Origin of the sequence: Wolbachia endosymbiont (group B) of Philonthus cognatus (assembly GCF_947179345.1) — a bacterium.
GTDB lineage: Bacteria > Pseudomonadota > Alphaproteobacteria > Rickettsiales > Anaplasmataceae > Wolbachia.
Genome location: NZ_CAMXBG010000002.1, coordinates 402,445 through 420,785 on the forward strand (window position 1 = coordinate 402,445; position 18,341 = coordinate 420,785).

An 18,341-nucleotide genomic window follows, 5' to 3' on the forward strand; every position below is an offset into this window, starting at 1 on the left:
ATTTTGAATATAAAATGGCTGATAACTTAAGTTTAGAGTTAATAAAATGCCTCATTAATCAACCTGGATTAGATGTTAATGTCAGAGGGTTAAACGGAAAAACTCCACTGCATTGCGCTATAGAGTTTGATGAATTAAGTATGGTAGATCTGTTACTCACGAAAAAGAACATTAATCCTTTTGTTGAGGACAATGAAGGCAAAACCTCCTTAGATTATGCCAAAGAAGGTAAAAAAGCAGAAATATTACAAGCATTAATCAATCACAAATACGGATCAGAACAAGATAGCTTACTTCATTTAGCTGCAATGATAGGTGAAATTAATGCAGTTAGATATTTGATCAGAAAAGGTATTGACGTTAATGTACGAAATGCTCTGCATCATACTCCATTACATCTAGCAGCAGGCATAGGACATGAAAATGTTGTCAAAATTTTAGTGGAAGAAGGAAGCGCTGAAATAGATGTCTTTGATGCACGAAATCAGACACCAATGCACTATGCAGTTAATAACAAGAAGTTGGAGATAGTAAAGTTATTACTGGAGCTAGGAGCAGATGTAAATAGCGCACGTGTAGGACAAAACTCGATGAAATTATCACCTGTGCATATAGCTGTAAGTAATACTAATTACGATGAAAGGGATTTATGTCTTGATATTCTCAAATGCTTAATAAAGGAGCCTAATGCTCAAGTCAATTTGCAGGACTACGAAAATAGAACACCTCTACATTACGCTGAAAGACTTAAAACAATAGAGGTCTTACTAACGCGAGAAGATATAGACCCTCTGGTAAAAGACGATAGGGGCAAGACACCATTTGATTACGCTAAACCTGAGATAAAGAAGGCTTTGATGAGTAATAAATACGGTTCTGAAAAGAATAGTCTACTCCATTTAGCTGCACAAAGAGGAGAAATTGAGCTTGTAGATGCAATCTTAAAGGAAGAAATTGATATTGATATTGTAAATAATAAAGGTTTATCACCTATTTACCTTGCTGCAGAAAAAGGACATTTACATGTAGTAAAATTACTACTGAAAAAAGGAGCAAACTATACACCTGTTTTGCACTTAGCAATCAAGTCAAATAATTTAGAGTTACTTAAAGTTTTATTTACTGAAAAAAATGGAGCGTTACTCTGCAGAGATACCGTTGTTAATTTTCCAACCCTTCATAATAAATATATAGCACAGAGAGAAATAGCAGATAAAAGGATGAAAAAACATAATAATATTATCTGCATCTGTATTACAGTTAGCGCAGTAGCAATGGCAGCATATATAGGTTTAACAGCAACAACAATAAGCAGTACAATCATTTTTGCAACAACAACAGGAATACTTGCGCTTATTATAGCAATAATGATAAGTGAGATGAGCAAAAGATACATAGAAAAGGAATTTCAGAAAAAGATGTTTATGGAACTGGAAGAGTGTAGTTCTACTGTTAATGATGTTGAGATAGAGTCAATTATGAGTAGATGCAGACAATGATATACGCTAGAGCTTTTTCTGAAGGTTTAAGACCAGATCCAGAGCTTAAAGTATCAGAGTGGGCAAATGAGTATCGAGTTCTAGCACCAACTGCAGCATCAGAGCCAGGGAAATGGAGAACAGAAAGAACTCCTTATTTAAAAGAAATAATGGATTCACTTTCTCCTTCTTCACCTGCAGAAAAAGTAGTATTCATGAAAGGAGCGCAGATTGGGGGAACAGAAGCTGGTAACAATTGGATAGGCTATATCATCGATCAAACACCAGGGCCAATGCTAGTAGTACAGCCAACAGTTGAAATGGGAAAACGTTGGTCAAAAGGAAGATTTGCGCCACTGATTGAAAGTACACCATGTTTAAAAAGTAAAGTAAAAGACCCAAGATCAAGAGATTCAGGGAATACTGTACAAAGTAAGGAATTTCCAGGTGGAATAGTAGTAATAACCGGAGCAAATAGCAGTGTAGGCCTCCGATCTATGCCAGTAAAATATCTCTTTCTTGATGAAATAGATGCCTATCCAGGAGATTCGGGAGGTGAAGGAGATCCAGTTTTACTCAGCATAGCCCGTACTAATACATTTGCACGGCGAAAGATTTTTTTAGTATCAACGCCAACGATTCATGGAATAAGCAGAATTGAGAAGGAATTTGAAGCTACAGACAAGAGATATTTTTTTGTACCATGTCCGCATTGTAATTATTACCAAATTTTAAAGTGGTCACAAATAAAATGGGAAGATAAAAATCCAAATACAGCACACTATATGTGTATAGAATGTGGTGAAAAGATAGAAAATCATCAAAAGACAGAGATGCTAGACCGTGGAGAATGGAGAGCTACAGGGGCAAAAGAAGGGGAGAAAAAAGGATTTCATCTTTCAAGTCTTTATAGTCCAGTAGGCTGGTATAGTTGGCAACAAGCAGTAGAGGACTTTCTCCATGCAAAGGAAAGCGAACAATTACTGAAGGTTTGGATAAATACTACGCTTGGAGAAACCTGGGTAGATAAAGGAGAAGTACCAGATTGGAAGCAATTATTTAACAGGAGAGAATTTTTTCCCGTAGGCACAGTACCAAAAGGTGAAGTGGTTCTCACAGCAGGAGTAGATGTCCAAAAAGATCGGTTAGAAGTAGAAGTTGTAGCATGGGGAAAAAGCCGTGAAAGTTGGTCAATAGACTACCGAGTATTTGAAGGAGATACAGGAGGAGGAGAAGTATGGGGAAAGCTTTCGGAGCTCCTCAATCATCATTTTATCGGTGAAAATGGTCTTGAATATATGATAAGTATGATGGCGGTTGATGCAGGGTATGCAACGCAGGAAGTGTATAATTGGGTAAGGAGTCATCAAGGCTCTGGAAGAGTAATGGCAGTAAAAGGTGTAAATAAAGCACTAGTGCCACTTAGCAGCCCAAGTAGAGTAGATATAACAGTTGGTGGTCAAAAGCTAAAGAGAGGAATAAAGCTATGGCCAGTAGGAGTATCGATATTAAAGTCAGAGCTTTTTCAATTACTTAATGTTTTAAAAGAAGGTGAAGAAGCTCCAGCAGGATATTGTCATTTTCCCGAATATGCACCTGAATATTTTAAGCAGCTAACAGCAGAGCAATTAGTCAGCAAAGTGGTAAAAGGATACACCAAACAAGAGTGGCAGAAGGTAAGAGAAAGAAATGAAGTACTGGATTGCCGAATTTATGCGAGAGCAGCATCTATTGCGCTTGGAATTGATCGTTGGCCAGAGAGTAAATGGAATAGTTTAAGTGAAAAACCAGAAAGCAAAAAATCAAAGAAAATAGTCAAAAGCAAGTGGATCAGCAAGTAGTAAATGTATAACGCAGAATATTTAATTCAAGTCGAAGAAGCGATAAAGAAACTACAAAATGGAGAGAGAGTAGTATCAATTGCATATGGTGACCATGTTGTGAGATATGCTGAAGTTCAGATAAATGATTTACTAAACTTAAGACAACGTATTAAAGCTGAACTGAAAGTTGCAGGTGTGAGACCGAAGAGAAGAATTGTGATTGCGACAAGTAAGGGGATTGACAAAATTGTGTAAAAATGTTATAGTTTAAGATTGGTATTTTCTAGTTAAAATATGGATCAAAGTCAAGAAAGGCTTAATGTTAATGTAAATTTTGAGGGGGAATTTGCTCACTACCTTATAGAAATGGCAAAAGTTCAAAATAGAACTATAGGAGAAGTTGTAAAGGACCTAGTGGAAGAAGAAATTGAAGCAAGCAAATTATCTGAAGAAGATGATGAAATAGATGAAGTAGATATAAAGTTGGCTAAGCTTTCTCTTGAGCGTGATGCTAGAGGTGATGAAGAAATTAGAAGTGAGGATGTAGATTGGAATAGAATATTATCTGCAAAAACAGTCTAAAGGTGGAGATACAAGCTGGGATACGATATTATCTATTCAAAAAGAGTTCTTGAGGAGGACTTTCTTGCATTACCACAAACGATAAGATCTAGAGTGAGAAGAGCTGTAGATAGTCGTCTTGCAACCAACCCTAAAGCAATAGGTAAAGCATTATCGCATGAATTCAAAGGGTATTTTAGGATACGAGTAAGTGATTATCGTGTAATTTATAGGATAAATTACTCAAAACACACAGTAACTATTACTGCAATGGGACATCGGAAGGACATTTATGAACGCAGCCCAGAATAAGCGTTGGTATTTGTGCAAGAGCCTCATGCATAATTTATAAAGTGTTAACAGCCAGACTCTCCAGCAGCTTGCTGTAATTTTTTAATGTCAAATTGCGCAACAAACTGCTGCATAATCAAAGAGGCAAAATGCTATTAAAATCGTTCAAACAACTATTTAGTAAGCCAAAAATCAAAAGCTCAGCGTGGGATGCAGCAGGCTCAGGAAGAAGATTTTTTCACTTTCAACCAGAGTTAGGAAGTATAAACAATTTGCTGTCTCAAAGCCTTGAAACTTTACGTAGTAGATCACGTGATATGGTGAGAAAAAATCCTTACGCTGCAAATATAATTGATACGATAGTAAGTAACTCTATTGGAACAGGAATAAAACCACAATCAAAAGATGGAGAATTTCGAAAGAAAGTACAAGAATTATGGCTACGTTGGACAGACGAAGCAGATAGCTGTGGAATAAGTGATTTTTATGGATTACAGGCTTTAGTATGCAGAAGTATGATAGAAGGTGGAGAGTGTTTTGTCAGACTTAGAAATCGCAAGCCTGAAGATGGATTTTCTGTACCATTGCAACTGCAAGTACTTGAGTCTGAACATTTAGATAATAAAACAAATCAAACTTTAGCAAATGGTAACATAATCCGTAATGGCATTGAATTTAACCGACTTGGTCAAAGAGAAGCATATTACTTATTTAGAGAGCACCCAGGTGAAGGTTTGTTTGGTGAATCAGTGAGAGTACCAGCAAATGATGTTTTACATATTTATAGACCATTAAGACCTGGACAAATTAGAGGGGAACCATGGCTTTCTAACGTGCTTTTAAAACTTTACGAACTTGACCAATATGATGATGCAGAATTAGTACGAAAAAAGACTGCTGCAATGTTTGCGGGATTCATTACGAGACTCGATCCTGAAGCAAATATCATGGGAGAAGGTGAAAGTAATGAGCAAGGAGTAGCACTATCTGGCCTAGAACCTGGTACTATGCAACTACTTGATCCAGGTGAGGATATAAAGTTTTCAGAGCCATCTGATGTTGGAGGAAGTTATGAAGCATTCATGAGACAGCAACTGAGAGCTATTGCAATAGGCACAGGAATAACATATGAGCAACTAACAGGAGATTTAACAGGTGTTAATTATTCATCTATTCGTGCAGGGTTAATAGAGTTCAGAAGAAGATGCTCAATGTTGCAGCATAATATTATGGTATATCAGTTTTGCAGACCTATATGGAATAGATGGCTAGAGCTTGCTCTTTTATCTGGAAAACTTTCTACAACAGATGATCAAACGCTGAAAGAAGTAAAATGGGTACCACAAGGGTTTGATTGGGTTGATCCTTTAAAAGACCAACAAGCACAGCAAATGGCAGTAAGAAATGGCTTCAAGAGTCGCTCAGAAGTTGTTTCAGAATTGGGTTACGATGTTGAAGAAATTGATCAAGAGATTGCCGAAGATCAAAAGCGAGCTGATTCTTTTGGACTTTGTTTCGATTCTGACATTAATCATAAAAGGGAAGGAAGGTGATGTGGATAAATAAACCAGTAATGGTAGAGAGAAGAAGCTTTGAACTATTATCATTATATAATAGCAAACAACCTATCTTTAAGAACTTAAAGCATTTTCATATAAACCCAAAAGGAATAGCAGTAATACGTATTTATGGAGTGTTGACAAAAAAAACAGAAGCTTTTGATCATATTTTAGATATGACTTCGTATGAAAATATTCATGAAGAGATAGAGAGCGCTTTAGAAGATAAAAGCATAGAGACGATTCTACTTGACATAGATAGTCCAGGTGGAGAAGTAAATGGAGTGTTTGATCTAGCTGATTTTATCTACGGTGTAAGAGGAAAAAAGAGGATAATAGCGATAGCAAATGATGATGCGTACTCTGCTGCATATGCTATAGCTTCAAGCGCTGAAAAGGTTTTTGTGTGTAGAACCTCTGGTGTTGGAAGTATAGGTGTTATTGCAAGTCACATTGACCAAAGCGGTTTTGATGAAAAGCAAGGTATTAAGTACACCACAATCTTTGCTGGTAGTCGAAAGAATGATTTAAATCCACATGAGCCAATGACGTCTGAAAGTCTGGAAAGCTTACAAAAAGAAGTAGACCGACTATATGAAATGTTTGTGCAGCTAATAGCAAGAAACAGAGGTCTTTCAATTGAAAAGATTCGATCAACAGAAGCAGGTCTATATTTTGGCGAGAAAGCAGTAGAAATAGGTCTTGCAGATGGAGTTACAACATTTTTTGAATTTATTAACAAAGGAGAAAATACTATGAATAAACAAACTACAACTGACCTAGAAACTGATAATTTAACTAAGTATCGTACTGAAGTTGTTGAATTAATACGTTTATGTAACTTATCACGAATGCCAGAGAAAATAGGAAAATTTATTGAGCAGGGCGTAAGTGTTGAGCAAGCAAGGGAGGTTTTAATGGAATTACTTGCAGAGAGAACGAAGAAGACAGAGATACTGAGTGCAATACCACAGAATTCGCAGGAAGATTTGATGACACAGGTAGCGAAAAGTCGGTGCATTTAAATTTTATAACCGCCATATATAGTGCTCTGCGGTAAATAAGTGTCCAAAATGCGCCATAATGGCTAATTATAAGGTAATAACCGCAGTGTATAGCAGTTATAAACACGGTGGTAAAAAAAATAAAAAAAGGAGAGAAAAAGACATGATAAGTATAACTGAAGGAAATAATTTAGGCGATCTTCTGAAATATGAAGTGTCCAACCTATATTCAAGAGACCAAATAACAGTAGCTAAAGGTCAAAATCTTAAGCTTGGTGCAGTAGTTGCCAAAAAGACGGAAGATGGTTTTATTAGAGTACTTAATCCTGCTGGAACAGATGGCACACAGACAGCAATAGGTGTTATTGCAAGTGATGTAAATGCAAAAGAAAACTCAAAAGCAGTGATAATTACACGAATAGCTTTACTTGCTGATAACGCTGTTGTATGGCCAGCAAATATAACTGAAGAGCAAAAAGCAGCAGCAATAAAACAACTAGAAACACGTGGTATTATTATTCGTAAAGGAGCGTAACATAATGCAAAATCCATTTTCAAATACAGCATTCAGTATGACAGCTTTAACTGGTGCTATTAACATATTGCCGAGTAATTTTGGTAGAACTGAAAGTTTAAAGTTATTTCCAGGCAAGTCAGTAAGGTTTCGTCATATTACTATAGAAGAGCAAAACGGTGTATTAAGTTTATTGCCAACGCAAGTTCCAGGAGCACCAGCAACAGTAGGAAAAAGAGGAAAAAGAAGAGTAAGAACGTTTACAATACCACATATTCCTCATGATGATGTAGTTTTACCTGAAGAAGTTCAAGGAATCCGTGCTTTTGGCTCAGAAAACGAACTTGTAGCGCTTGCTGACGTTATCACTGATCACTTGCAAACAATGAGAAATAAACATTCAATCACGCTAGAACATCTGCGTATGGGAGCTTTAAAGGGAATAATTTTAGATGCAGATGGGTCTGAATTACTTAACCTGTACACAGAGTTTGGAATTACAGCAAAAACAGTAAACTTTGCTCTTGGCACAGCAACGACAGATGTAAAGCGAAAGTGCATGGAAGTACTAAGGCATATTGAAGATAATTTAAGTGGCGAGTATATGGAAAGAGTACATGCTCTGGTAAGTCCTGAATTTTTTGATGCATTAACCTCTCACCAAAAAGTAAAAGAAGCATATGAAAGATTGTAAGTTAAAAATGTGATATAAAAGAGATAAGAGGGAAAGATAACCCTACTCACTATAGGAATAGGGCTATCACGGGCGTGTGCGACCGAATGAAAATTGGTATTACAACCGTAGCCATCAAGGTACACTAGCCCTATCCCTCGATACGTTTGAATAGTTGTGTGGGACATATATGTGCACCCGTTTACAATCTTAAATTAATTAAACTATCGAGGTTATTATGATTGCATCTTATCAAAATTTTATTGGCATTGATATTGGAAAATTCAAAAATGTTGCTGCAGTGTACAACCAAAAAAACACTATCAAGTTCAATAATAATGATGCTGGTTGGCAACAATTGTTTCAAGAATTTTCAAATATTCTACCTAATTCTTTTGTAACTTTAGAAAATACAGGAAAATATGAGCTTGGTTTAGCACGTTCTCTTGTTGATATGAATGTTGCTGTGCATCGAGCTAATACTCGTAAAGTAAAAAGTTTTATCATATCACATGGAACTTTAGCAAAAACTGATCAATCAGATGCAAAAGCCCTTGCTCAATATGGTTTTGAACGCTATAGTGCTCTATCTCTATTTGTGCCTATGTCAAAAGAACAAACTGCCTTAGTTGCACTCTGTCAACGTCGTGATGACATTACGCAAATGAGAACTCAAGAGAAATGTAGGCTTGCAGCACCTGAAAACGACTATATAAAGGAAAGTTGCCAAAAAACAATAGACTTTTTTACCAATCAGATAAATGAGTTCAACGATGCCATACAAAGAATTATTGATAAAAATCCAGAGTTACAAAAGCGTCAAAAGATCCTGAGAACAGTGCCAGGAATAGGTCTCAAGCTATCTCAAGTTTTTGTGTGTCTAATGCCAGAACTTGGCTACCTAAACAAAAAAGAAGTTGCAAGTCTTGCTGGGGTTGCTCCACATCCAAAAGAAAGCGGTAAAACTATTGGTTACCGAAGGATAACAGGTGGTAGAAGCAATGTTCGTGCAAAGCTTTTTACAGCTGCTATGGCCGCTGCAAGATCTAAATCTGCACTTGGTGCTTTTTACTCTAATCTTATTGGTAGAGGTAAAAAGAAGATGGTAGCTATAACAGCTCTAATGCGAAAAATCATAGTAATTGCCAATGCAAGACTTAAAGAAGCAATTAATATGAAATAAAAAAATCTGCATAGAAAATAGGTTAACGGATATGTGCGTCTACACACATTTAAAGCACATATTCGTTAACCATAAAATCTAAGCAGTGGTTGCTGTTTGATATAAATTTCTTTCTGTATAAACTGGGATCTTTGTTGCCAAAATACATTTTTCAATTGAATAAAAATGCAAAATTATGAACAAATGAGACTAAACTCAAAAAATTTTAAAAAACATAGTTGATGGCAAGAAGGAGCAGCACTTCGAAATGATATGAGATCAGGATTTACGTTCTGTGGAATTACATTTGAGGAATATAGAGGGCAAGCAACTGATCCTGAAGGAACCGTAAGAAGATTTATTGAGAAAGATACAGGGCACTGTTTTCCACTAGGAACAGCAAGCACATTTACAACATATTTTGCACCAGCAGATTTTAATGAAACAGTAAATACTCTTGGACAGCCACTATATGCAAAACAAGAACCAAGGAGATTTGATAGAGGAACTGATTTACATACGCAGTCGAATCCATTGCCAATGTGCCACCGTCCGTCCGTTTTGGTAAAAATAGTAACAACATAGTAGAGCCCTCACGTAGAAAACTCTACTTATGGTTTTAATATGTGTTGAGTATGCTAAAAAAATATAAGGATGCAATATATTTTTAGAAGCCTTTAGAAGTGAATTTGAATGAATAGAAAATGGTATGCAGGAAAATGTAAAGAGGTTATTGAAAGATTGTCTTATCCATTTAGGGGAGATAGCTTTATATGAGTCAAAGGATAAGTCATATATGGTACAAGTATTAAAGCAACAGCCAGATAAATTATACGAGATTGGTGAAGGACAATTTGTGGAAGAAACTTTAGCGTTAGAAGTAAGTGCGTTTGATGTGTTAAGGCCAATAGTAGGAGATGTTTTTGTTATAGGTGATCGAAGATATAAAGTACACTCACCGCCACTTAGAGACAAGTCTGGAATAACGTGGAAAATAAAAGCGTCTGGGGTGTAAAATGTGTGCGCCAAGAAGTGCGTAAGGAACAGTTGGTGAAAATCCAACACGGGTAAAGCTTAGCCAGCAACCTGGAACAAACCATTATGCTGCGTAAGGTAACGAGCGTAGTAAAGCTAATGGAATGGACAACATAGGGTGCAACGAAAGTGAAGGTATTGAGTTCCGTAATTCACGCGTCATGGGGGCCGACACTTTACATTTGGTGGAAGGCAACATGGGTAATAACGCTAAGGAAAGATATTACTCACCCCATCGGGATCGAAGGCCGCGTCATGTGTTGAGATGGACCTTACGTGAACTTGGGAGATCCTTTGTATTCCTGTAAGGGTACTCTGGAACAAGTCAATAAAGGCAAGGACTGGAGGAAGATGCAAAGGAAGTCGGACTAACTGATAGTACTCGGAGTGTGGGAAAGCCACATACAAGGGGAAGCGGTTAGCAATATAGTGACTGGTATAGGGATTGCTATACCAATACAACAGAGATTGGAGGAGTATGCAAGGAAAACTAAACCAGATAGCAGTAAGGGCTAAGCAAGATAAGCGAGTAAAATTTACATCGCTAGTTCATTTGATTAATGAAGAGAATCTTGCAGAGTGTTACAAGGAACTAAAACGCAACAAGGCTTGCGGTATAGATCGTGTGACAGTGGAAGCTTATGGAGAAAATCTAGAAGAGAAACTTAGAACGCTAGTGGATAGTATGAAGAGAAAGCAATACCGACCGCAACCAGTGAAAAGGGTATACATACCCAAAATTGGAAGCAAGGAAAAACGCGGTCTCGGAATACCATCAACAGAAGAAAAGTTGGTACAGGTAATGCTAAAGAAGATATTAGAAAATATTTATGAAGCAAACTTTATGGACAGCTCGTATGGATTTCGACCAGGAAGAAATTGTCATCAGGCGATAAACGCTCTAGATAAAGCAGTTATGCACAAACCAATTAACTATATTGTAGAAGTGGATATCAAGAAGTTCTTTGATAATGTTCAACATAAATGGCTAATGAATTGTCTAAGGGAACGAATAGCTGACCCAAATTTATTGTGGTTAATAAAACGATTTCTAAAGGCAGGAATAGTCGAAGTTGGATGTTACAAAGCAACCGATCAAGGCACACCACAAGGTGGTATAGTAAGCCCTGTATTAGCTAATATATACTTACACTATGTGCTGGACTTATGGTTTGAAAAGAAATTTAAGCCAAAAGCCAGAGGATATATACAGCTAATAAGGTTTTGCGACGATTTTGTAGTTGGCTGCGAGAGGGAAGAAGACGCAAAAGAATTTCTAGAATTACTGAAACAAAGACTAAGTAAATTTGGATTGGAAATAGCTGAAAATAAAACAAAAATAGTAAAGTTTGGTAAGAAAGAATGGTATCAAGCAGAAAGAGAGAAACGTAGGACGGCTAGCTTCAACTTTCTAGGATTTACACATTATTGTGGAAAAAGTCGTAATGGTAAACTTATGATGAAGCAGAAAACTTCAAAAATAAGCCTAGCTAGAAAGATTAAAGAAATCAAAGAGTGGTTGAAGATGGTACGAAGTCGTATCTGTCTCAAAGATTGGTGGCAGAAACTTAAAGCCAAACTAACAGGACACTATAACTACTTCGGAGTTAGCGGAAATTATCGGTGTTTGATTCAATTCAATCGACTGGCAACAAAGTTAGCATTTAAGTGGATAAACCGACGTAGTCAAAAGAAAAGTATCGATTGGGAACAATTTATACACTATTTAAAAGTAAATCCATTACCAAAACCAAAGGTATATGTTTCTTTATACACAGGAGCACTAGTGTGAACGCTGTATTGTGGAGCCGTGTGCGGGAAATCCGCAAGCACGGTTCTTTTGGGGAGACTATGGTTATGAGACCAAATCGCTGATTTCAAGGTCATAAGTCTCTACCAGACCTGTTCATATAGAAGTTGAGGTAATAGAAAATGTAAATGCTAAAAGAAGAAAAGTAGAATTAGCAACGGTAAAGGCATTAAACAAAACGGCACTATGGTTAAAAGCGCAAGCAGCTAAGGAAATCAGTGAGGAAAAGCAGATAAAATTAAGTTTGATAAGAAAGAGATTAAGAATTTTTAAGGCAAAAACTAGCAGATTAGACGTGTTAATTAGAGCAAATTTGTATGATATTAGAGTATCAGCAATGGGCAAGATGAGACAAACAAAAAGAGGTACAAAAATAGGAAAACATAAGTTTATAGGAGCGTTTACTGCAACAATGCCAAGAGGAAATAGTGGTGTTTTTAGGCGTGAAGGAAGAAAAGCTTTGCCAATACAAGAGGTAAAATTAGGACTGGAGCCAGAAGCATCAAAAATAATAAAGGAGCTAGTTAATTATGAGTTTGAAAGGATGTTTGGAAAGTTCTTTGAACGTGAATTGAACTATATTACAAGAAATGTATGAATTTTAAAGATTTGCATAATGCAATCTGCACTACGCTGAAGAGAGAAATATCATCGATACAGACATGCGAAGTATATCCAGCAATAAGAAAAGAATTAGTAGCACCAGCGGTTTTTGTGGAGCTTAGCGGATTTGAAAAGGGACATGATCCTGGAACAGAAGAGTTAGCACTAAAAGTAAGATTTGAGGCAAGGATTGTAGTTGATGGAACAGTCGAGTATTCCTCGTTAGTTGTAAGGTCATTAGCAGCAGAAGTAGCAAGAGTAGTAAATAAAAATACTTGGAATGTGGAAAATGTTTCACCTGCTGAATTTATCTCTGCGGAAGTTGACGGATTTAGGCCAGAGCTAGATGCTTATCTTGTGTGGCTAGTTGAATGGGTTCATGAGGTACACTCGGGTAAATCAGTATGGTCAACTGGCATAATGCCACATGTTATTGAGATAGGTGAAGTGCATGTTAGACCATAGTTTTGCAATTTCAGAGCTGAATAGGAAGCTAGCAAACGTTATTCGTATAGGAATTGTAAAAGAAATAGATTATGAAAAAGCAAAAGTAAGAGTGAAAATAGGCGAATTTTTAACAGATTATTTACCGTGGATAACAAGTAAAGCAGGAAAAGATAGAGATTGGTCTCCACCAGATATCGGTGAACAGGTTATGATATTTTCTCCTCTTGGCGAATTATCGTTAGGAGTGGTGTTAGGAGGGATATACCAGGAAAAATACCCTGCATCAGAGAATAAAAAAGAGGTGAGTAGCTTAACATTTCAAGATGGAACAAAGTTATCATACGATAAAGATAAACATCATTTAGAGATTGAAGTAGTAGATAAAATAACACTGAAAGCTGGAGAATCGAGTATAGAAATGACAAAAGAAAGAATAAAACTTAAGGGAAGGAGAATAGATCTAAACTAGCATATGGGTAAAGCAATCGTTTGTGTAGGGGATAATTGTACAGGAATACCGGTTCATGTTTGTATGAGTGGAAGTGAAGACGTATTTGTAAATAGTAGATCTGTGTGTCGTAGGGATGATATCTTGACTATAGGGGAGACACTAACGCAAGGGTCAAACAGCGTATTTGTGAACGGTATGGGAGTAACAAGAACAGGAGACTTGGTATCGTGTAGTTTTAAAGTGATAGGTGTTAGCAAAAATGTATTTGCAGAATGAGAGGCATGAATGCTAGCACGGGAAAGGAATTGGAAGGAATAGAACATTTAAAACAATCAATTACTGATATTTTAACCACTCCTATTGGATCACGTATTATGAGAAGAGAGTATGGTTCTCGATTATTTGAATTAGTAGATAAGCCAATAAATAGAGATTTAACTATGGAAATCTATGCAGCAACAGCAGAAGCACTGGGGAAATTTGAGAAGAGATTTAAGTTAGAAAAAGTAAAGATTGCTGAAGCTAAAGAAGGAAAAATGACTCTTGTACTTGAAGGTATGTATCTTTCAGAAGGCAAATTCATAGGTATTAGTGGAGTAGTTGTTTAGAAATGCAGACATCTAATATTATTGAAAAACTAAGCTATGAGGAAATCTTTTCCAGAATGAAGGAGGAATTAGTGTGTAGAGATGAAACCTTTTCAGCGTTAGTAGAATCCGATCCAGCAATAAAGATTCTGGAGGTAGCAGCATGGCGAGAACTTTTACTCAGACAAAGGATAAACGAAGCTGTAAAGGGTAATTTACTTAAATTTGCGACAGGAGAAGATCTTGATAATTTGGCTGAATTTTATGGAGTAGAGAGAGAAAAAGAAGAAGATGACGAACGATTTAGAAAGAGGGTAAAAGCAAAAGTAAAAGGCTGGAGCACATGTGGGAGCAAGGAACATTATAGGTATTATGCACTGTCAGCAGATAGTAGAGTAAAAGATGCATTAGTAGAATCACCTATACCAGGAAAAGTACAAATTTCAATTTTATCAACACAAACTGGCATAGCATTAGAAGAGCTACTTGAAATTGTAAGAAAGCAAGTTACTAGAGATGATATAAGGGTTTTAACAGATACAGTAACAGTAATTGGTTGCAATATTACGGAAATAGATATTGACAGCAGAATGAGCATAAGTTCTGTAATATCAAAGGAGGAAATTAAGGAACAGTTCATCAAGAAGTTTGAAGCAAGTAGAAGGCTGGGATGGAATGTTACAAGATCATGGATAATAGCGAATTTATTTGTAGATGGTGTAGAAAACGTAGAATTAATCGAGCCAAAAGAGGATGTTGTGGTTCTGGGAAATGAATGTGCAAATTTGAGAAATTTAAAGATTGAGTTGAATTAATGTTACTGCCACCAAATGCAACAAGGCAGGAAAGAGCGCTAGTAGATGCGATAGATTATAAAGTAGATCCAAACTGTATCAGAGGATTTAAGTTTAGTCTTAAAGAAGAAACATTGCCGTGGATAATAGAAGAATATGGTTTAGAAGAGATACTGCGTTGGGTAAAGGATAAAAGAAAAGCCGTAGTAGAAGGAGTAAAATTTCAAAGACTGAGAGGAACTCCAGCATCACTAAAAATAGCACTAAAGTGGGCAAATATAGAAGATATTACAATTATTGAAGAGCCACCCGGTAAACACTTTTTTGAGTTGCAAGTAGGGATAAAAGAGGTACCAAATGACTTCTTCGTAGATGCAGTAGTAGAGCTGGCAAAACTATCACTGCCTGTAAGATCCAGATTAATGAGGATTTTTAACGATTATTATAATGTGCAGAGATTTATATTGGATGAGAGTTTATTTGGAGATCTTCTTTCTGATTATTCAGGGGTAAAAATAGAAAAAGATGGACCAGTGTTATCATTTGGAAGAGTAAATTTTTTCAGGTCTAGTGGTCCAGTTATTAGGATTATAGAAAACTATCTACGCGATCATTATGAACGAGCTTTAAGCAATGATATATATCGCCTAGATGTAGCAATACTTGGAGAAACCGAGCCTCACACAAAGAATTATAACGGTATTTATGAAAGAAATCATTTGTGGTACAACTTAAAAGCACTATATCCATTACCACAAAGTTTATTACCAGCAATTAAGTTTGTCAAAGCACAGATTGTACTGTCAGATAGCTGGAAATTAGGAGAAATAAATAGCTGTTTTCCTCTTTGTTATCAAGAAGAGATAGGAGGCACACTTTTCCTTGGTAATGATAAACTTTCTGATCAGCTATGGAACTTGGAATACAAACCAATTTTGGAAAGATTTAATATCAGCTATGAATATGAAGCAAAGAATCTTACTGATCAAAAGGTTGCGAAAGCTAATTTAACGGAATATCACGTTAGTTGCGAAAATGATAGAAGTTCAGGAAAAGAAGATTCGATACACGAATTAGAAAAGCACATTTTAGTATTTTACCCGGGAATACTGAAGTGGCACGAACATCGACATTTGCACAGAAGTTGGAAAAATAGTCAAGTAATATCTCTAATAAGTTAAGTATTTATATTGAGATCCTCATATATTATATTAATAATAGGTAAAAGTGTATGAAATAAAAAGAAAAAGACTTGCTTTCTCATGCTAAAATGGACATGACTTGAATAGCAGCAGGTAAATATAAGAAATTTATCTGACGCTAGAAAAGCTAATTTTGTGAGGTATGAAATGAGTTTTAGCAAGAGTAAGTTTTTTAAAGAAGTATCAAGTAACGATATTAATAAAAGAAATGAAGAAGGAGAGACGATATTGCACCAAGCAGTAGAAATCTCCGATTACACAACAGTGAGGTTATTAATAAAAAAAGGGGCAGAGGTTAATGCAAGAGATAAAAATGGTTATACACCTCTGCACTGTGCAGTATTCGCAAAAAGTTTAGAAAATGTAAAAGTGCTGCTAAGAGAAGGAGCAGAAGTAAATGCCACTCAATATGTCACTGGATGTACGCCACTCCACTCTGCGTGCAAAGGAGCAGGAGTTGAAATAATAAAAGAGCTAGTAAAAGCAGGAGCTGAAGTTAATCAACTGAATAAGTACGGCGCAACGCCAATGTATTACATCTGGGAAAGTGAAAAGTATCGTCTATGTGATAGCAAAGAGAGTGAAAAGGCGAGTAAATTTTTGAGAGAAAAAGGAGGAATAACAAAAAGTAGAGAACTGACGTGCTATGGAATAGAGGGGCTAGTGGGAGAAATAGCAGACATGTTGAATGGAAGCTACATGCCGGAGCTAAAAATAATAGAGATAGGAGAAATAAGGAAGAAAGATAAATCACTAATAAAGGAAGAATGTGAAAATTTAGCAAGCAAAATAATGAGCCAAGTAAGTGAAATGATAGATGAGGTGGTGAAAAGGAGGGCTTAAAGAAGGGGTTTAAATTCAGAGAAAAGGTGAGGTAGGTCATGAGTAAAAAAGGAAAAGAGGAGTCACTATTAGAGAACTCATTTAAAAATATTTATGCAAGAGACAGAATAGCTCTGCATTACGCGGTAGACGCAAAAACAGTGAAGTTATTAGTTGAAAAAGGAGCGAATGTGAATGTAGCAGATGCGGAAGGATATACAGCACTGCATCTAGCGGTAACGGAGAAACGTCTAGAAACCGTGAGAGAATTGATAAAATCAGGAGGGAATGTAAATGCGGAAGAATATGGAAATAAATGCACTCCATTGCACCTTGCATGTATGGTGGGGAAAGTGGAAATAGTGGAGGAGCTAGTAAAAGCAGGGGCTGAAATAGAGTAAGCAGATAAATTTGGAATGACAGCAATGGATTATGCGAAAAATAGCAAAGAGATAACCGAGATATTGAAGAAAGAAACGGACAGAATTGAAAAGTTATTTGAACAAATAGAACCTTCTATGAGAGGCTGAAAATATGGAAAGAGAAACAGAAAAGAAAGTAATGAATTTAGAGAGAAAACCTTTGGGTGAGCTGAGAAAAACGTGGAAGAAGGTATTTGGGGAAGAAGCGCCTAGATACTCAAAGAAATATCTGATACCAAGATTAGCTTATAGAATGCAGGAAAAAGCGTATGGAGAAATGTCAAGAAAAGGATTAAAAAGACTAGAGTATCTGGCAGATCGGCTAGAGAAGGGAAAAAGAATAAGTAGCGATAAATTGCCAGTAGCAGGAACAGAGCTAATATTAGAGAGAGGGGAAGAGACGCATGCGGTAATAGTAACAGATAAGGGTTTAATCTACAGAGAAGAATTTTTTACGTCATTGTCAGCAGTAGCCGGAAAAATAATGGGAATGAGTTACAACGGCCCTTTATTATTTGGAATGCGTGAAAAAAATGGAAGTTGAAAATGCTAAAAGAAGTAAGATGTGCAATATATACGAGAAAGTCAAATGAGGATGGACTAGAACAAAAGTTTAACAGTCTTGATGCGCAACGAGTAGCATGTGAAAAGTATATAAAGAGCAAAGAAGGCTGGGTAGCATTGGCAAAAAAGTACGATGATGGAGGATATTCAGGAAAAAATTTAGAAAGACCAGCGATAAAGGAATTATTTGAAGATGTCAGAGGAGGAGAGATAGACTGTGTAGTAGTATATACACTAGATAGGTTATCAAGAGAAACAAAAGACAGCATAGAAGTAACGTCATTTTTTAGAAGGCACCGAGTAAATTTTGTAGCAGTAACACAGATATTTGACAATAATACGCCAATGGGAAAATTCGTACAGACAGTATTATCAGGAGCAGCACAACTAGAAAGAGAGATGATAGTAGAGAGAGTAAAAAATAAAATAGCAACATCAAAAGAACAAGGTTTATGGATGGGGTGTGCCGTAGAGACACAAAGAATGATCAGAAATGAGCAAACTAAGTGCTTAAGCTGCACAATAGATGAGGGAAGGTC

The 18,341-nt window shown here is 36.4% G+C and carries 20 protein-coding genes and 4 pseudogenes; all 24 read left to right on the top strand.

What is annotated here, in order from left to right; all coding sequences use genetic code 11:
* The first annotated feature begins 14 nt into the window (after positions 1-14).
* The gene (locus ONG78_RS03910; RefSeq protein ID WP_141457102.1) at positions 15-1,499 is read left to right on the top strand and encodes an ankyrin repeat domain-containing protein; all 1,485 of its coding nucleotides are present in this window, start codon (positions 15-17) and stop codon (positions 1,497-1,499) included.
* Entirely contained in the window at positions 1,496-3,319 is a 1,824-nt protein-coding gene (locus ONG78_RS03915) for a phage terminase large subunit family protein (protein WP_264378065.1), read from the top strand. The genes ONG78_RS03910 and ONG78_RS03915 overlap by 4 nt, the downstream gene beginning before the upstream one ends.
* Positions 3,320-3,322: 3 nt before the next feature.
* Positions 3,323-3,556, top strand: coding sequence for a gpW family protein (locus ONG78_RS03920; RefSeq protein ID WP_264377713.1), 234 nt, complete (start codon positions 3,323-3,325; stop codon positions 3,554-3,556).
* 39 nt (positions 3,557-3,595) lie between these two features.
* Positions 3,596-3,883 carry a hypothetical protein gene (locus ONG78_RS03925; RefSeq protein WP_007302904.1) on the top strand — a complete coding sequence of 96 codons (288 nt, stop codon included), beginning with the start codon at positions 3,596-3,598 and terminating at the stop codon, positions 3,881-3,883.
* A 30-nt stretch (positions 3,884-3,913) separates the two neighbouring features.
* Positions 3,914-4,174: a type II toxin-antitoxin system RelE family toxin gene (locus ONG78_RS03930; RefSeq protein ID WP_256359319.1), complete on the top strand. Its 261-nt coding sequence runs from the start codon at positions 3,914-3,916 to the stop codon at positions 4,172-4,174.
* Between the two features lie 128 nt (positions 4,175-4,302).
* Positions 4,303-5,706: a phage portal protein gene (locus ONG78_RS03935; protein ID WP_264377714.1), complete on the top strand. Its 1,404-nt coding sequence runs from the start codon at positions 4,303-4,305 to the stop codon at positions 5,704-5,706.
* Complete coding sequence (locus ONG78_RS03940; RefSeq protein WP_141457110.1) at positions 5,706-6,737, top strand: S49 family peptidase; 1,032 nt, start codon at positions 5,706-5,708, stop codon at positions 6,735-6,737. The genes ONG78_RS03935 and ONG78_RS03940 overlap by 1 nt, the downstream gene beginning before the upstream one ends.
* Positions 6,738-6,879: 142 nt before the next feature.
* Entirely contained in the window at positions 6,880-7,251 is a 372-nt protein-coding gene (locus ONG78_RS03945; protein WP_141457362.1) for a head decoration protein, read from the top strand.
* A gap of 4 nt (positions 7,252-7,255) precedes the next feature.
* Positions 7,256-7,918, top strand: a pseudogene (locus tag ONG78_RS03950) (major capsid protein); the annotation flags it as partial.
* 223 nt (positions 7,919-8,141) lie between these two features.
* The gene (locus tag ONG78_RS03955) at positions 8,142-9,086 is read left to right on the top strand and encodes an IS110 family RNA-guided transposase (RefSeq protein WP_264377456.1); all 945 of its coding nucleotides are present in this window, start codon (positions 8,142-8,144) and stop codon (positions 9,084-9,086) included.
* 222 nt (positions 9,087-9,308) lie between these two features.
* Positions 9,309-9,650 (top strand): annotated as a pseudogene (locus ONG78_RS03960) (major capsid protein); the annotation flags it as partial.
* A gap of 124 nt (positions 9,651-9,774) precedes the next feature.
* Complete coding sequence (locus ONG78_RS03965; protein ID WP_141457114.1) at positions 9,775-10,080, top strand: head-tail joining protein; 306 nt, start codon at positions 9,775-9,777, stop codon at positions 10,078-10,080.
* Positions 10,081-10,578: 498 nt separating this feature from the next.
* On the top strand, positions 10,579-11,892 hold the full coding sequence (gene ltrA, locus ONG78_RS03970) for a group II intron reverse transcriptase/maturase (RefSeq protein ID WP_264377715.1): 1,314 nt from the start codon (positions 10,579-10,581) through the stop codon (positions 11,890-11,892).
* Between the two features lie 118 nt (positions 11,893-12,010).
* Positions 12,011-12,508 (top strand): phage tail protein, encoded by a 498-nt coding sequence (locus tag ONG78_RS03975; protein ID WP_264378066.1) that lies wholly within the window; start codon positions 12,011-12,013, stop codon positions 12,506-12,508.
* Positions 12,505-12,978, top strand: coding sequence for a hypothetical protein (locus ONG78_RS03980; RefSeq protein WP_264377716.1), 474 nt, complete (start codon positions 12,505-12,507; stop codon positions 12,976-12,978). The genes ONG78_RS03975 and ONG78_RS03980 overlap by 4 nt, the downstream gene beginning before the upstream one ends.
* Positions 12,965-13,429: a phage baseplate assembly protein V gene (locus tag ONG78_RS03985; RefSeq protein ID WP_264377717.1), complete on the top strand. Its 465-nt coding sequence runs from the start codon at positions 12,965-12,967 to the stop codon at positions 13,427-13,429. Before ONG78_RS03980 ends, ONG78_RS03985 begins: the two co-directional genes overlap by 14 nt.
* A 3-nt stretch (positions 13,430-13,432) precedes the next feature.
* The gene (locus ONG78_RS03990) at positions 13,433-13,687 is read left to right on the top strand and encodes a PAAR domain-containing protein (protein WP_264377718.1); all 255 of its coding nucleotides are present in this window, start codon (positions 13,433-13,435) and stop codon (positions 13,685-13,687) included.
* Positions 13,684-14,019 (top strand): GPW/gp25 family protein, encoded by a 336-nt coding sequence (locus tag ONG78_RS03995; protein ID WP_264377719.1) that lies wholly within the window; start codon positions 13,684-13,686, stop codon positions 14,017-14,019. The genes ONG78_RS03990 and ONG78_RS03995 overlap by 4 nt, the downstream gene beginning before the upstream one ends.
* Before the next feature lie 2 nt (positions 14,020-14,021).
* Complete coding sequence (locus ONG78_RS04000) at positions 14,022-14,813, top strand: baseplate assembly protein (protein ID WP_264377720.1); 792 nt, start codon at positions 14,022-14,024, stop codon at positions 14,811-14,813.
* Positions 14,813-15,973: a phage tail protein gene (locus ONG78_RS04005; protein WP_264377721.1), complete on the top strand. Its 1,161-nt coding sequence runs from the start codon at positions 14,813-14,815 to the stop codon at positions 15,971-15,973. Before ONG78_RS04000 ends, ONG78_RS04005 begins: the two co-directional genes overlap by 1 nt.
* A gap of 168 nt (positions 15,974-16,141) precedes the next feature.
* Positions 16,142-16,837 carry an ankyrin repeat domain-containing protein gene (locus ONG78_RS04010; protein ID WP_264377722.1) on the top strand — a complete coding sequence of 232 codons (696 nt, stop codon included), beginning with the start codon at positions 16,142-16,144 and terminating at the stop codon, positions 16,835-16,837.
* Between the two features lie 38 nt (positions 16,838-16,875).
* Positions 16,876-17,346, top strand: a pseudogene (locus ONG78_RS04015) (ankyrin repeat domain-containing protein).
* A gap of 4 nt (positions 17,347-17,350) precedes the next feature.
* Complete coding sequence (locus ONG78_RS04020) at positions 17,351-17,782, top strand: DUF2924 domain-containing protein (protein WP_264377723.1); 432 nt, start codon at positions 17,351-17,353, stop codon at positions 17,780-17,782.
* A gap of 2 nt (positions 17,783-17,784) precedes the next feature.
* A pseudogene (locus ONG78_RS04025) lies at positions 17,785-18,264 on the top strand (recombinase family protein); the annotation flags it as partial.
* Between the last annotated feature and the right edge of the window lie 77 nt (positions 18,265-18,341).